General features: G+C 59.8%; 15 protein-coding genes. 10 read left to right on the top strand and 5 right to left on the bottom strand.

What is annotated here, in order from left to right; translation table 11 throughout:
* The first annotated feature begins 9 nt into the window (after nucleotides 1-9).
* The 5 genes from ACQZ63_RS13365 (at nucleotide 10) to ACQZ63_RS13345 (ending at nucleotide 5,782) form a co-directional block, all read left to right on the top strand.
* A complete protein-coding gene (locus ACQZ63_RS13365; RefSeq protein WP_003510506.1) occupies nucleotides 10-834 on the top strand; it encodes a carbohydrate ABC transporter permease in 825 nt (274 codons plus the stop codon).
* Nucleotides 835-846: 12 nt separating this feature from the next.
* Complete coding sequence (locus ACQZ63_RS13360; RefSeq protein WP_013761442.1) at nucleotides 847-1,845, top strand: ABC transporter ATP-binding protein; 999 nt, start codon at nucleotides 847-849, stop codon at nucleotides 1,843-1,845.
* Between the two features lie 91 nt (nucleotides 1,846-1,936).
* Nucleotides 1,937-3,421, top strand: a complete 1,485-nt coding sequence (locus ACQZ63_RS13355; RefSeq protein ID WP_448799262.1) for a mannitol dehydrogenase family protein — start codon at nucleotides 1,937-1,939, stop codon at nucleotides 3,419-3,421.
* Nucleotides 3,422-3,427: 6 nt separating this feature from the next.
* The gene (locus tag ACQZ63_RS13350; RefSeq protein ID WP_003516170.1) at nucleotides 3,428-4,147 is read left to right on the top strand and encodes an HAD family hydrolase; all 720 of its coding nucleotides are present in this window, start codon (nucleotides 3,428-3,430) and stop codon (nucleotides 4,145-4,147) included.
* Between the two features lie 60 nt (nucleotides 4,148-4,207).
* Nucleotides 4,208-5,782 (top strand): FGGY-family carbohydrate kinase, encoded by a 1,575-nt coding sequence (locus ACQZ63_RS13345; protein WP_003516172.1) that lies wholly within the window; start codon nucleotides 4,208-4,210, stop codon nucleotides 5,780-5,782.
* A gap of 65 nt (nucleotides 5,783-5,847) precedes the next feature.
* On the opposite strand, the gene ACQZ63_RS13340 is transcribed toward ACQZ63_RS13345, so the two are convergent.
* Nucleotides 5,848-6,681: a MurR/RpiR family transcriptional regulator gene (locus ACQZ63_RS13340; protein ID WP_025595058.1), complete on the bottom strand. Its 834-nt coding sequence runs from the start codon at nucleotides 6,679-6,681 to the stop codon at nucleotides 5,848-5,850.
* A 295-nt stretch (nucleotides 6,682-6,976) separates the two neighbouring features.
* Here ACQZ63_RS13340 and ACQZ63_RS13335 point away from each other — a divergent pair, with 295 nt between their 5' ends.
* Nucleotides 6,977-7,714, top strand: a complete 738-nt coding sequence (locus tag ACQZ63_RS13335) for a sulfate transporter family protein (RefSeq protein ID WP_003516176.1) — start codon at nucleotides 6,977-6,979, stop codon at nucleotides 7,712-7,714.
* Here ACQZ63_RS13335 and nth read toward each other — a convergent pair.
* The gene (gene nth, locus ACQZ63_RS13330) at nucleotides 7,676-8,458 is read right to left on the bottom strand and encodes an endonuclease III (RefSeq protein ID WP_003516179.1); all 783 of its coding nucleotides are present in this window, start codon (nucleotides 8,456-8,458) and stop codon (nucleotides 7,676-7,678) included. The two genes, ACQZ63_RS13335 and nth, sit on opposite strands and share 39 nt — an antisense overlap.
* Nucleotides 8,459-8,495: 37 nt before the next feature.
* Between nth and ACQZ63_RS13325 the strand changes: the two genes are divergently transcribed.
* Together ACQZ63_RS13325 and ACQZ63_RS13320 are read left to right on the top strand one after the other, a co-directional pair.
* On the top strand, nucleotides 8,496-8,975 hold the full coding sequence (locus tag ACQZ63_RS13325) for a DUF2244 domain-containing protein (protein WP_003516181.1): 480 nt from the start codon (nucleotides 8,496-8,498) through the stop codon (nucleotides 8,973-8,975).
* Nucleotides 8,976-9,106: 131 nt separating this feature from the next.
* Complete coding sequence (locus tag ACQZ63_RS13320; RefSeq protein ID WP_003516183.1) at nucleotides 9,107-9,979, top strand: methylated-DNA--[protein]-cysteine S-methyltransferase; 873 nt, start codon at nucleotides 9,107-9,109, stop codon at nucleotides 9,977-9,979.
* A gap of 66 nt (nucleotides 9,980-10,045) precedes the next feature.
* Here ACQZ63_RS13320 and ACQZ63_RS13315 read toward each other — a convergent pair whose 3' ends face one another.
* Nucleotides 10,046-11,032 (bottom strand): sugar-binding transcriptional regulator, encoded by a 987-nt coding sequence (locus ACQZ63_RS13315; protein ID WP_003516185.1) that lies wholly within the window; start codon nucleotides 11,030-11,032, stop codon nucleotides 10,046-10,048.
* Between the two features lie 206 nt (nucleotides 11,033-11,238).
* Between ACQZ63_RS13315 and tal the strand changes: the two genes are divergently transcribed.
* Complete coding sequence (tal, locus tag ACQZ63_RS13310; RefSeq protein ID WP_013762313.1) at nucleotides 11,239-12,204, top strand: transaldolase; 966 nt, start codon at nucleotides 11,239-11,241, stop codon at nucleotides 12,202-12,204.
* Nucleotides 12,205-12,309: 105 nt separating this feature from the next.
* On the opposite strand, the gene ACQZ63_RS13305 is transcribed toward tal, so the two are convergent.
* Nucleotides 12,310-13,083: an IclR family transcriptional regulator gene (locus ACQZ63_RS13305; protein ID WP_003516189.1), complete on the bottom strand. Its 774-nt coding sequence runs from the start codon at nucleotides 13,081-13,083 to the stop codon at nucleotides 12,310-12,312.
* A gap of 216 nt (nucleotides 13,084-13,299) precedes the next feature.
* Between ACQZ63_RS13305 and ACQZ63_RS13300 the strand changes: the two genes are divergently transcribed.
* Nucleotides 13,300-14,031 carry an SDR family oxidoreductase gene (locus tag ACQZ63_RS13300; RefSeq protein WP_013762314.1) on the top strand — a complete coding sequence of 244 codons (732 nt, stop codon included), beginning with the start codon at nucleotides 13,300-13,302 and terminating at the stop codon, nucleotides 14,029-14,031.
* A gap of 58 nt (nucleotides 14,032-14,089) precedes the next feature.
* Here ACQZ63_RS13300 and ACQZ63_RS13295 read toward each other — a convergent pair whose 3' ends face one another.
* The gene (locus ACQZ63_RS13295) at nucleotides 14,090-14,263 is read right to left on the bottom strand and encodes a DUF1328 domain-containing protein (protein ID WP_003516193.1); all 174 of its coding nucleotides are present in this window, start codon (nucleotides 14,261-14,263) and stop codon (nucleotides 14,090-14,092) included.
* Nucleotides 14,264-14,361: the final 98 nt, after the last annotated feature.

Below are 14,361 nucleotides of genomic sequence, written 5' to 3'. Positions count from 1 at the left end.
GAAGCGATCATGGCCCGCAAGACAACGACACGCGCAAAGATCGGCTTCACCATCGCGGCATGGGCCGTGGCGTTGCTGCTGTTCTTCCCGATCCTTTACGCCTTCCTCACCTCGATCAAGACCGAGCCGGAGGCGATTGCAGGCTTCAGCCTCATTCCCTCGGGCACGCTCGAAAACTACATCACCGTGCAGACCCAGCGCGATTACTTCAAGCCGTTCATGAACTCGGTCGTGCTGTCGCTCGGCTCGACGATCATCGCGCTCATGATCGCCATTCCCGCCGCCTGGGCCATGGCATTCTCGCCGACCAAACGCACCAAGGACATTTTGATGTGGATGCTCTCCACCAAGATGATGCCGGGGGTGGCGGTGCTGGTGCCGATCTACCTGATCTTCCGCAATGCCGGCCTGCTCGATACCCGCATTGGGCTGACCGTCATGCTCACCTTCATCAACCTGCCGATCGTGGTGTGGATGCTTTATACCTACTTCCGCGAAATTCCCGGCGAGATCCTGGAAGCAGCCCGCATGGATGGTGCCTCGCTCTGGAACGAGATCGTGCATGTACTGACCCCAATGGCGGTTCCGGGCATTGCCTCGACGCTGCTCCTGAACGTCATTCTTGCCTGGAACGAATCCTTCTGGACCATCCGGCTGACGACCACCAATGCGGCACCGCTGACGGCCTTCATCGCCTCCTTCTCCTCACCGCAGGGGCTGTTCTGGGCCAAGCTCTCGGCCGCCTCGATGATGGCGATCGCCCCCATTCTCGTCATCGGCTGGTTCTCGCAGAAACAACTCGTGCGTGGCCTCACCTTTGGCGCCGTGAAATAAGGAACGACAATAATGGGCAGCATTTCCCTTCAGAACGTGTCCAAGCTCTTCGGCGAGGCAAAAGTCATCCCGTCGATCGATCTCGATATCCATGACGGCGAGTTCGTCGTCTTCGTCGGCCCCTCCGGCTGCGGCAAGTCAACGCTGCTGCGCCTGATTGCCGGGCTGGAAGACGTCTCCGGCGGCAGAATAGTCATCGACGGCAACGACGCCACCGAAAAGGCCCCGGCCGAGCGCGGCCTTGCCATGGTGTTCCAGTCCTATGCGCTTTATCCGCATATGAGCGTCAGGAACAACATCGCCTTCCCGCTGAAGATGGCCAAGCTCGACAAGGCCGTCATCGACAAGAAGGTCGACGATGCCGCCCGTATCCTCAACCTCACCGATTATCTCGAACGCCGGCCCTCGCAACTGTCCGGCGGCCAGCGCCAGCGCGTCGCCATCGGCCGCGCCATCGTGCGCGAACCGAAGGCGTTCCTGTTTGACGAACCGCTCTCCAACCTCGATGCGGCGCTGCGCGGTACCATGCGGCTGGAAATCTCCGAGCTGCACAACACGCTGAAGACGACGATGATCTACGTCACCCACGACCAGGTGGAGGCCATGACCATGGCCGACAAGATCGTGGTCCTCAACCGCGGCAATATCGAGCAGGTCGGCTCGCCGATGGAGCTTTACCGCTCGCCCGCCAACCTCTTCGTCGCCGGCTTCATCGGCTCGCCGCGCATGAACCTGGTGACCGGCGACTACGCCCGGCAAAAGGGTGCGACCACCGCCGGCGTGCGGCCCGAGCACCTGACGCTGTCGAAAGAAACCGGCCTGTGGCAGGGCAAGGTCACGGTCGCCGAACATCTCGGCTCCGACACCTTCCTCCACCTCGACGTCCCCGGCATCGGCCCCATCACCGCCAGAACCGACGGTGAATTCGAATGCAAACACGGCGATACCGTCTTCATCACACCCGATGATGCCAAAATCCACAGGTTCGATGACAAGGGCATCGCGATATGACGCGAAGGCCGGAAGGCAAATCCGCGCTGCGTGCCGGGTATCTGTCATCCGGTCCTGGCACAAACAACGTTTCCCCTTCGAGGATCGTGACATGACATGCAAACTCTCCCTCGCCACGCTTGATGAAGCCAAAAAAACCGCGGCGATTCCGGCCTATTCCCGGGCCGATCTTTCCGCCGGAATCGTGCATTTCGGCATCGGCAATTTCCATCGCGCCCATCAGGCGGTCTACCTGGACGACCTGTTCAACACCGGCGCGGACCACGACTTCGCCATCATTGGTGCGGGTGTACTGCCATCGGACGCGGTAATGCGCGAAAAACTTGCCGCGCAGGATTTCCTGACCACGGTGGTGGAGCAGGACAATAATCGCACCGGTGCGCGCGTCACCGGGCCAATGATCGACATTCTGAAGGTTGGCGATACCCAAGGCATTATCGACACGCTCGCAGATCCGAAAATCCGAATTGTTTCGATGACGATTACCGAAGGCGGTTATTTCATCGATGCTTCCGGCTCCTTCAATCCGCAGCATCCCGCGATTGCCGAGGATGGCAGGAACCCGTCTTCCCCGAAAACCGTGTTCGGCCTTATCGTTGCCGGGCTGAAGGCGCGGCGCGACAAGGGGCTTTCACCCTTCACCGTCATGTCCTGCGACAACATTCCCCATAATGGCAAGGTCACTAAAAACGCGGTGGTCGGTCTCGCCGCCTTGTCCGATCCGGCCTTCGCCAACTGGATCGGCGATAACGTCGCTTTCCCCAATTCGATGGTCGACCGCATCACCCCCGCCACGGGAGAGCGCGAACGCAATATCGCCCGTGACGATTTCGGCATCGAGGACAATTGGCCGGTCTTCTGCGAAGAGTTCAAGCAATGGGTGATGGAGGATAATTTCCCGGCGGGCCGACCGGCGCTCGAAAAGGCGGGCGTTCAGTTCGTCAAGGATGTTGCGCCTTACGAGCACATGAAGATCCGCATCCTCAATGGCGGCCATGCGGCGATCGCCTATCCGGCAGCGCTGCTCGACATCCATTTCGTGCATGAGGCGATGGAGCATCCGCTGATCCGGGCGTTTCTGGCAAAGCTCGAAAAGGAAGAGATCATCCCGGTCATTCCGCCCGTGCCCGATACCGATCTTGGCGAATATTTCGGCCTGATCGAACGGCGTTTCCTCAACCCGAAAATCGGCGATACCATTCCGCGCCTCGCGCAGGATGGCTCCAACCGCCAGCCGAAATTCATCCTGCCCTCCACCGCCGACCGTCTGGCGCGCGGTGAAGATATTGTCGGTCTGTCGCTGGTTTCAGCACTGTGGTGCCGTTATTTCTACGGCACCTCCGACAGCGGCAGGCAAATCACCTTCAACGACGCCAGCGCCGAGAGGCTACAGGCGGCAGCCACAAAGGCCAAGGACGACCCGATGGCCTTCCTTTCACTTGACGATATCTTCGGGGAGGTTGCCGAATCGGAGCTTTTCCGTAAACGCTTCTCTCATGCATTGACGACACTGTGGCACGAAGGCACGGCGAAGACCTTGCAGCTTTATCTGGATGACAAGCTGGCTGAAAAGTGACGTGAGATGCGAGACGGAACCGGACCTCTTCTGATTTTCGACTGCGACGGCGTTCTGGTCGACAGCGAGCCGGTCTCCATCTCGGTTCTTCTCGACATGCTCTCCCATCTTGGCGTGGAGATGGGGGAGGAAGAGGCCTACAACCGCTTTCTCGGTCGCAGCGTTGCCAGCATGACGACGACTTTGTTTGAGGAATACGGTATCGAGACCGACATCGATTTTCTCGAGCATATGCGCGCGACGCTGTTTGAGCGTTTCCGCACCGAGTTGCGCCCCATCGACGGCATTGCCGAAACGCTGGACAGGCTGGTGGCCTTCAAACGCTGCGTTGCCTCCTCAAGTCAACCGGAACGCATCCGTTACTCGCTGGGGCTGACCGGCCTCATCGATAAATTTGAGCCGCATGTTTTCAGCGCCACCATGGTGAAGAACGGCAAGCCGGCACCCGACCTTTTCCTGCATGCGGCGAGGCAGATGGGCACTGATCCGCGTCAGTGCATCGTGATCGAGGACAGCCCGGCGGGCATTGCGGCGGCGAAGGCAGCCGGCATGGCGGTTTTTGCCTTCACCGGCGGCTCGCATGCGCGGTTTCCGGCATTTCGCGAAAAGATCGCGGAGCTCGGGGCCAATGCCACGTTTGACGCCATGGAAGATTTGGTTCAACTTGTCGGCGATTATATGGGGAAGGGCGGTTTTGACAGCCAGGTGGAACGTGACGCAGGCTGAAGGAAACCATGCCTGCCACCGCCCGGAGGTCGTTACGCAAGGGATGGAACTGAAGTCTTGATGCGTCAAAATCTCGTCGCTGTCGATGTCGGAACGGCGAGCGCCCGCGCCGGGATTTTCGACCCGACCGGCAGGCTTCTCGCCCGCTCAACCCATCCCATCCTGATGCAAAGGCCGCAGGAAAACCACGCCGAACACGATTCCACCGATATATGGAACGCCGTCTGCCTTGCGGTGAGAGCAGCGCTTGCCGACGCGGGTGTGTTAGCGGACAGCATAGCGGCCATTGGTTTTGATGCTACCTGCTCGCTCGTTATCCGTGATGAGCGTGGGGAACCGGTTTCTGTCTCCGTCACGGGCAAAGACCGGTTCGACACCATCGTCTGGCTGGACCATCGGGCAATCGGCGAGGCCGACCGGCTGACGGCATCCGGCCACCGCGTGCTGGATTTCGCCGGCAAAAGCGTGTCACCGGAAATGCAGATGCCGAAGCTGATGTGGCTGAAGGCGAATTTGCCGGCAAGCTGGGCGCGCATGTCTTTCGCCTTCGATCTGGCGGATTTCCTGACATGGAAGGCAACCGGTTCCACTAAGCGTTCAAATTGCACGCAGACGGCGAAGTGGAATTTTCTGGCGCAGGAAAATCCCGGCTGGCAGGCGGATTATCTCAATCTTGCCGGGCTTGGCGATCTGAAACAGCGGGCAGGCCTGCCCGAAACGACCGTGATGCCGGGCACAGCCATAGGCCCGCTTTCGCCCGAGGCTGCCGCCGAACTCGGCCTTGACACCGGCTGTCAGGTGGCGGCGGGCATGATCGATGCTTACGCCGGCACGCTGGGTGCGCTTGGCGGATGCCTTTCTGATGATGTGGGTAAACATGTGGCGCTGATCGCCGGCACCTCTAGCTGCCTTGTCGCCATGTCCGAGCGGCAGATGCCAGGCCACAGCCTGTGGGGTCCCTATTGGCAGGCGGTGCTGCCCGGCCACTGGCTGGTGGAGGGCGGGCAATCTGCCACCGGCGCGCTGCTCGATCATATCGTGCGCATGCACGCGGCGGGCGGAGAGCCGGATACGGCGCTGCACGCCCGCATCGTTGCGCGGGTTACCGAATTGCGCGCGCTCGAGGGCGCGGCCTTTGCCGAACGGCTACATGTACTGCCGGATTTCCACGGCAACCGCTCACCGCTCGCCGATCCGCATGCGGTGGGCGTCATCAGCGGGCTGACGCTCGATACATCCTTCGACAGTCTCTGCCGGCTCTACTGGCGCACTGCCGTGGCGATTGCGCTTGGCGCGCGCCATGTGCTCGATGCGATGGAGCGTTTCGGTTATGCCGTCGAAAGCCTGCACGTTACCGGCGGCCATGTGAAGAACCCGCTGTTGATGGAGCTTTACGCTGATGTGACCGGCAAGCGCATCGTCGTGCCTGCCACAGCCGACGCCGTTCTTCTCGGCACTGCAATGACGGCGGCAGCCGCCGGCGGTGTGCATGCGGGCCTTGCAGCGGCGGGTGCCGCCATGTATCCGGGCAATACGGAAATCCCAGGCAATCCGGCGCTCACACCGCTTTACGAGCGGGATTATCGCCGTTTTCTCGCCATGCACCGCCATCGCCAGGAGCTGGAAAGCCTCTGATCTTTGCCGACAACGGCAGGTAAGGTCGTGGCGGACGGGCGCGATCCGTTTCCTCCCGCCGAGGGTCAGATGCCAAGCGAGCGTTTCAGGCCGGTTAGGTTTTTCATGCGTGCCGTGCGCTGCTCGTCGGCTCCGGCAATCAGGCTGCAGAGGGTGAATTCCATCAGCGCAACGAGCTGCAGCAGGCCTTGTCCGCCGGTCTGGGTGTGCGGCATGGCAAGACAGATATCGGCGCTTTCCGGTCCCCATTCATAAAACCGGGTGGTGATCAACAGGGTTCTGTAGCCGCTCTTTCGCGCTGTCGCAGAAAGGCTCTGCAAGGGCGTGATGCTGCCGCCGCAATCCATGAGGATGAGAAGCGCTTCTGCGGGATCGAAGTCCCAAAGGGCGATATAGGCGGCGCTGTCGCTGCCGAGGAAGTGCACGCGTCTGCGATACTCCAGCAACCGCCCGTGAAAGTGCCTTCCAGTGCCAAGGCCTTCCGGTGACGTTGCCAGAAAAACATCTGCCGCCGAAGCGATCTCGCTCATGGCGACGCGCCATATCGGCTGGTCCGTCATTTCGAAAGCAGCCTGAATGGCCTGGATCTGTTGGGAAAGGAGTTGCGAAAACGGATTGGACTTCTGATCGCCGCTTTCAACAATAGCGGGCTGGTCCACGCCCGCGGTCTCTTCGGCGTGGCGCAGATCGATGCGAATATCGCTGAATTGCCGGTATCCGAGCGAGCGCAGAAAACGTCCAACCGTCATCGGACTGAGACTGAGCTTGGCAGCCAGCGTCTGCGCCGTCTCAAACGGCAATTCGTCCAGATGCTCGATCAGATATTTGGCGATCTTGCGCTCTGAAGGCGTACCGGCCTTCATGGCACGGGTCAGATTCAACAGTAGCTGTTCCACCAACGCCTCATTCTTTTATATTTATGAACGGTGATGCATCCGCGCGCCCGGGCGAGCGTGCGAACCGCGACTTGTCGGTGGGGGCGAGCTTTTCCGGCCTTGTCCTCCACCGGACCGGAATGCGAATTCTAATAGATAGATTATTATATTTTAGAGACGTCTTTTATTCAAGGGAAATTCCATCAGCGGTTTAATTCCCAACAGCGACGTCTTCATTCCTGTCTTGCGGAGCGGATGGGCGGCGCCTATCTCTCCTGAACGCCAGTTTAAAACGCGAGAGGCGTCACAGGAGTTCCGAATGATTTTTAATGCGGCGAGGCTTGCCTTCAGCAATCTTTTTGCCACCGAGACCCGGTCGGTGTTCTGGAAGGTTCTAGGGCTGACGCTTCTGGTGCTGGCAGCGCTGTGGTTCGCCATCCGCTCTGTCTTCATCTATTTCGCCTTGCCGTGGGTGGATACGCTGATCCCCAGCGTGCCTGACTGGGCGGGATGGCTGACTTTCGTTTTCGCCATTTTCGCCGGAATCGGGCTGGCTTTGGCGTTGGCCTTGCTGATCTCGCCCGTCACTGCCGTTATTGCCGGATTGTTTCTCGACGATGTCGCCGAAGTCGTGGAGAAAAAGACCTATCCCGATGATCCGCCGGGCAAGGCGATGCCCATCGGTGAGGCAGTGGTGTCATCGATCAAGTTCTTTGGCGTCGTCATTGCCGGCAACCTGATTGCGCTTTTGTTGCTGCTGGTGCCGGGCGTCAACCTCATCGCCTTTTTTCTGGTGAACGGTTATCTGCTGGGCCGGGAGTTCTTCGAATTTGCAGCCATGCGTTTCCGCTCGCCCGCTGACGCGCGGCTTTTCCGGCTGAAACACCGCACAACCGTGTTCATGGCCGGGCTGGTGATTGCAGCGTTCCTTGCAATCCCCTTCCTCAACCTTCTGACGCCGCTTTTTGCGGCTTCGATGATGGTGCATCTGCACAAGGCCGTCAGCCGGCGCGATCCGTCATTCGCCGCTGGCCGCACCGAACAATTGCGCGGGTAGTTCCACGAGCGGAGCTGGAATATCGAAGGTCTTTTCCGGTGACTTGCAGATATCGGCAATCACGCAGCGCTCGCATTCCGGTTTGCGCGCCTTGCAGCAATAACGCCCGTGCAGGATCAGCCAGTGATGGGCATGGAACAGATATTCTTCGGGAATGATGCGGACGAGCCGGTCTTCCACTTCATCCGGGGTTTTCCCCGGCGCAAGACAGAGCCGGTTGGCAATACGAAAAACATGGGTGTCCACGGCGAGTGTGGGCACACCGAAGGCCATCGACATCACCACATTGGCCGTCTTGCGGCCCACGCCGGGCAGGGTCACCAGCTCCTCGCGCGTCCTCGGCACCTCGCCGCCGAAATTGTCGATCAGCATCTGTGACAAAGCGATAACGTTCTTGGCCTTGTTGCGGTAAAGCCCGATGGTCTTGATATGGCCGATCAGCTCCTCCTCGCCAAGTGCCAGCATTTTTTCCGGCGTATCGGCCACCTTGAACAGCGCCCGCGTCGCCCGGTTTACGCCCACATCGGTCGCCTGCGCCGAAAGCGCCACGGCCACCAGCAGGGTAAAGGGGTTGGTATGTTCCAGCTCGCCTTTCGGCTCCGGCCGCTGAATGGAGAAACGGCGGAAGATCTCGTTCAACTCGTCCTTCGAATAGATCGTCTTCACACGCGCCGGTCTGCGGGCGGATGTCGCATTTGACTTTTTCAATGTTTGGGTGCTGGATCGTTTTTTGGCGACTGTCATGACCTATCTATAGCCAGCCCGCCCTGAGGAAATCAACGTGGATACGCTCAACGATCAGCCGATTTTTGCGGCGGAACTCGTTCCGCACCGTTCGCTCGGAAGAAGGGGTTTCCGGCTGCTTCTCGCCTTGTCCGGGCTTGCCTGCCTCCTCCATGGCGGCTTTTTCCTCACCACTGGCGCATGGCCCGTCGGCCTGTTCCTCGGGTTGGATTTTCTGCTGCTTTATGTCGCCTTTCGCGCCAATTACCGGGCAGCGAAGGCGCGGGAAGAGGTGAGCGTCTCGCGCACCAGCCTGTCTATCCGCAAATTCTCCCCGACTGGTCGCGTCGTCGAGCATCGTTTCAACCCATTCTGGGCCCGCTTCAGGGTTCAGCGGCACGAGGAAATCGGCATCGTCTCCATGCATGTAACGGGCGAAGGCAAGGCAACGGATATCGGCTCGTTTCTCAATCCGGATGACCGGGAAAGCTTCGCCAAGGCTTTCGGCGGTGCGTTGGCGACGGTGCGGCGGATGTGAGCGGATAATTCCGCTTAAAACCCGTCAATCGGCTCGAGGCCGGTATCTCGGCAGAAACTGAGTACGGCGCAAGAAACGGGTGGAGACCGACGCGCTTTGATGGTTTTCTGTGAGGCGTTAGGAGACATGCGATGAACGCCAATATCATGCTGAATGAAGACATCACCCCCATCGGTTCGGATTACGATACGGTGCGCGGGGTTATCGAGCTTTTGACGCTGGATTATCGCGACCAGCCCTCCCTTGAAGCCATTGCCGCAAGGCTCGGCCAGTCGCCGACGCAATTGCAGAAGACCTTCACCCGCTGGGCCGGTCTTTCCCCCAAGGCGTTTTTGCAGGCTGTAACGCTCGATCATGCCAAAAGGTTGTTGCGCGAAGAGGATCTGCCGCTGCTGGAAACCTCGATCGAGGTCGGTATGTCTGGGCCCGGCCGCCTGCACGATCTGTTCGTCACCCACGAGGCCATGTCTCCAGGCGAATGGAAGGCCAAGGGCGGTGGGTTGACGATCCGGTACGGTTTCCATGTTTCACCCTTCGGTCTTGCATTGGTCATGGTGACCGATCGCGGCCTTGCCGGCTGCGCTTTCGCCGATCCCGGCGAGGAAAGAGCCTGTTTCGAGGACATGGCAGGTCGCTGGCCGAATGCGGATTATGTCGAGGATCGTGAAGCCACCGCGCCCTATGCCGCACGTATTTTCGAACCGACGCTGTGGTCGGCGGACCGGCCATTGCGGGTCGTGCTGCTCGGCACGGATTTTCAGGTGCGGGTATGGGAAAGCCTTCTGAAAATTCCCATGGGCCGCGCCGTTACCTATTCGCACATCGCCTGCGATATCGGCCAGCCAACTGCCTCCCGTGCGGTCGGTGCAGCTGTTGGCGCGAACCCGGTCTCCTTCGTCGTTCCTTGCCATCGCGCTGTGGGAAAAAGCGGAGCGCTCACGGGTTATCACTGGGGCCTCACCCGCAAACGGGCGATGTTGGGATGGGAAACGGGGAAGGTGTGAGGCAGCTCTCCCTCATCCCTGTGACAAGCGCAGAAATGAGGAACAGCCTGGGTCGCCTGTCGAGGCCTAAACCAGTTCCATCAATGCTCTTGCCGCCGCCTCGTCTGTAATCAGCGTATTGCATCCGATGCGCTTGATGGTGGCGCGGATGGCGATGGCGCGGTGGGCGCCGCCGGAGGCGAGCACGATGTGTTTGGCCTTGCGCAGCGTGTCTAGATCGATCGCCATGGCGCGCTCGTTGATCGGGTGATCGACGGAGCGGCCTTCCGCGTCGATGAAGTTGAACATGGTGTCGCAGACGCAGCCGGCATCGATGAGTTCCTGAAGCGTTTCCTTCGAAATGAAACCTTCCGAAAGCGAAGTGGAATGCGGGCCGATATCGCCGCAGGATACGATGGCGAGGTCGAGCGTTTCGGCCAGATCATAAAGTGTGGCAAGTCCGCATTTCTCAATCAGCGCCCGTTTGGTCTCGACGGAGTCTACCAGCAGCGGTGCAAGGAACATGTAACATTCCGCCCCAAGCGCGCTTGCCAGCCGCCAGGTGTAATCAAGCGGGTTTGTCTGGTGCACGGCGACGATACCGCCGAGCAGCGAGACGACCTTGCAGTTTTCCCGGCGCGGCGGGCGAAAGCTGGATAGCGAGGCGGTCATGGTGCGCCCCCAGCCGACGCCGATGGTGGCGTCGTTCGGCACCGCTTCGGAAAGGAATTGCCCGAGCGCCAGGCCAACGGCCTTGGCCGTGCCTTCGGCATTCGCCTTGCCGGGGGATGGGCCGGGGGAGGGAATGATCACCGCCTCATCCAGCCCATAAGCTGCCTCCAGCCTGCCGGCCAGTTCGACGAAATCCTCGATGCCCTCGTTGATCCAGATCTGTACTTCGGAGCGCTTCATCGCCTCGTCCAGAAGGCGTATGACGGTGGAGCGGCTGATGCCGAGCTTCTCGGCGACATCTTTCTGCGTCAAACCCTGATTATAGTAGAGCCATGCGGCACGCAGCCTCAGCGAAGCCGCTTCCGAATAGGCCGTATGGGTTTCTCTTCTCAGTTTCGCCACGGTTTTTGTCACTCTCTTTATGGGGCGGAGTATCGCAGGCATGAAACTTATGTCAATTGCGATGCGCAAATGTCTTGACTTTCGACCTTGCCGCTTGCGATAGTCGGAGCCGGACAAAACCGTGATTTCGGCCTTGGGCGCACCATGGTGCGGGAACGAAAAGACGGCTGTGCAAGTTTACAAGAGATCATGAAGGATCATTCGCCATGACGTCCAAACTCGAACAACTTCGCGCTATCACCACGGTCGTTGCCGATACCGGCGACATCGAGGCGGTTGCGCGCCTGAAGCCGGTGGATTGCACCACCAACCCCACCATCGTTCTGAAGGCGCTCGGCACCCCCGCTTTTGCGGATGCGGTGAAGGAAGCCGTTGCCTGGGGCAAGAAACAGGGCGGCCAGTCTGACGCTGTCGTTGCGGCCGTTGCCGACCGTCTTGCCATTTCCGTTGGTGCAGCCCTTGCAGGTCTGGTTCCCGGCCGCGTATCGACGGAAGTCGATGCCGACCTGTCCTTCGACACACAGGCCTCCATCACCAAGGCACGCCACATCATCGCCTCCTACAAGGAGCGCGGTATCGAGCGTGAACGCATCCTCATCAAGCTGGCTTCCACATGGGAAGGCATCAAGGCTGCAGAAGTCCTGCAGTCCGAGGGTATCGACTGCAACCTGACGCTGCTGTTCTCGCAGGCACAGGCCATCGCCTGCGCGGAAGCCAAAGCTTTCCTCATCTCGCCCTTCGTCGGCCGCATCCTCGACTGGTACAAGAAGTCGACCGGCGAGACCTACACTGCCGAGACCGATCCGGGCGTCGTTTCGGTGCGCAGCATCTACAATTATTACAAGGCCAATGGCATCGGCACCGTCGTCATGGGCGCATCGTTCCGTAATGTCGGCGAGATCGAAGCGCTTGCCGGTTGCGATCGCCTGACGATCAGCCCGGCGCTGCTGGAAGAGCTGGACAAGGACACCGGCACGCTTGAGCGCAAGCTTTCGCCCGACAATGTGAAGGCCGAGCCGCTGCAGTCGCTCGATGAAAAGGCGTTCCGCTGGGCAATGAACGAAGACGCGATGGCAACCGAGAAGCTCTCGGAAGGCATCCGCCTGTTCGCCAAGGATCTGGTAACGCTGCGCGAAATGGTCCGCAAGGAACTGACGCTGGCTGCCGCCTGATAACAAAAAGGGGAACCATCCCGGTCCCCTTTGCGTTTAAGATACAGAAATCTCCAGTCACTCTAAACGCGATCGGTCCCTGCCGGTCGCGTTTTTTTGTGCGTCTCAGATGGTTCCCTGACCCGTCGCCACTTCGGAAATGCGCCTTGCCGCATCGCGGATCAGTACCTCGCAGGCCTCGCGCGTCGGGGCCTTGCCGCCAAGCGGGGTGATATAGGGGCAGGTGATGACGGCAAGTGCGGTACCATCAAGTGTAAGCACCGGGGCGGAAATATTGCGCACGCCTGCGGTCTGCATGCTGTCCATGGATTCGAAGCCATTCCTGCGAACTTCCGCCAGCCGCTCCTCAAGGTCTGAAGGCTCGGTTTCCCCGCCACCGCGCACCTGCTCGGTGATCATGATCTTGCGCTGTACCTCGTTCTGGAAGGCCAGCAGCACATGGCCGGAACCGGTCTGGAAGAGGCTCATCTGCGCGCCCACCCGCATGGACATCGCCCAATAGGTGGAGGACTCCTGTTGGGCGATGACGACAACACTGCCGCGGTCGTAAACGGCCAGATGACAGGCCTGCTCGGCGCTTGCGGAAAAATCGCGCATCACCGGGGCTGCGAAAGAGACCAGCCGGCGCACCGGCGCGTGAAAATGTGCGAGCCCGAACATTTTCAGCGTCAGCGAAAACCGGTCACCCTCCAGCCGCTGTACGTAACCACGGCGCACCAGGCGGTCCAGCATGCGGTAAAGCTCGTTCGGGGTTTTGCCTATGGCCTTGGCAATCTCGATCTGCGTCAGCCCGCCATCCGTGCGGGCGAGAAGCTCCAGAATGTCCAGGCCCTTGTCGAGGGCGGGGGCGCGATATCTTTCGCTGTCGTCTTCGGTCATCTTGCCTCGGTGGCGTTTTGCAGGATTGCCTGGCGGGAAATGCACTTTTTAAATACCGTTGCCGCACGCTGCCCTTTTGCGCAAGCCTGCTTGACGTTACATGAATACCGCGTTTACATATGAATTGTCGATCCATATTTGAGATCAATGAAATTCACTGGCGAAATTCAGCGGCTCGGCCCCAGCGGGCGGGTGCGCCGTAGCGGGAGGCTATTCATGGTGCAGGATTTTAACGGGCGGACAGTGGTGATCACCGCAGCCGGCCAGGGTATCGGCCGTGCGACGGCGGAGCGATTCATATCGCTCGGCGCGCGCGTCATCGCCACTGATATCAACGAGCAGGCGCTCTCGACCCTGAAAGGTGCGGAAACGCGGGTTCTGAACGTGCTGGATGGCGATGGTGTGAAGGCTTTTGCTGCGGATATCGGCCATGCGGATGTTCTGTTCAACTGTGCCGGTTTCGTTCATTCCGGCACCATTCTCGATTGCGAGGAAAAGGACTGGGATTTCTCCTTCGACCTCAATGCCAAGGCCATGTACCGCACCTGCCGCGCCTTTCTGCCAGGCATGCTGGAAAAGGGTAAGGGCGCAATCGTCAACATGTCCTCCGTCGCATCCAGCGTGAAGGGCGTGCCGAACCGTTTCGCCTACACCGCCTCCAAGGCGGCGGTTGTCGGTCTGACCAAGGCAATTGCTGCTGATTTCGTCACCAAGGGTATTCGCTGCAACGCCATTTGCCCAGGCACAGTGGATAGCCCGTCCTTGCACGACCGCCTGCGCGCCACCGGCAATTACGAACAGGCCCTGGCCGACTTCATTGCCCGCCAGCCTATGGGCCGCATTGCCACGCCGGAAGAAATCGCCGCACTCGTCACTTATCTCGCTTCGGATGAGGCAGGTTTCACCACTGGCCAGATCCATGTGATCGACGGTGGCTGGACAGGCTGATAATTCTATACGGGAGAGAGGAGAAGGCGACCGGCCCAAAAGCCGGTCGCCTTTTTTGTTACGCCACCACGCTTCCAGCGATCAGTGCAAGCACGAGGAAGACCAGGAAGATCACGACGGCGATGAAGAACAGGATACGGGCAATGCCCGACGCCGCTGCCGAAATGCCGGTAAAGCCGAATACGCCTGCGATCAACGAAATAACAAAGAAAATAAGAGCCCATTTCAGCATGGAGCTTCCCCTTTCGCTTAATATTCATGAGTTTGCCGCTTGAGGGCAAGCTCATGAAAATGACGCGCAAAAGGGGAAAATGTTCCACGCGCCCGCAA

The organism is Agrobacterium sp. CG160-95 (assembly GCF_053521725.1).
Note: the sequence above shows the minus strand (reverse complement) of the source record. Positions and strands in the feature narration are given on the sequence as shown.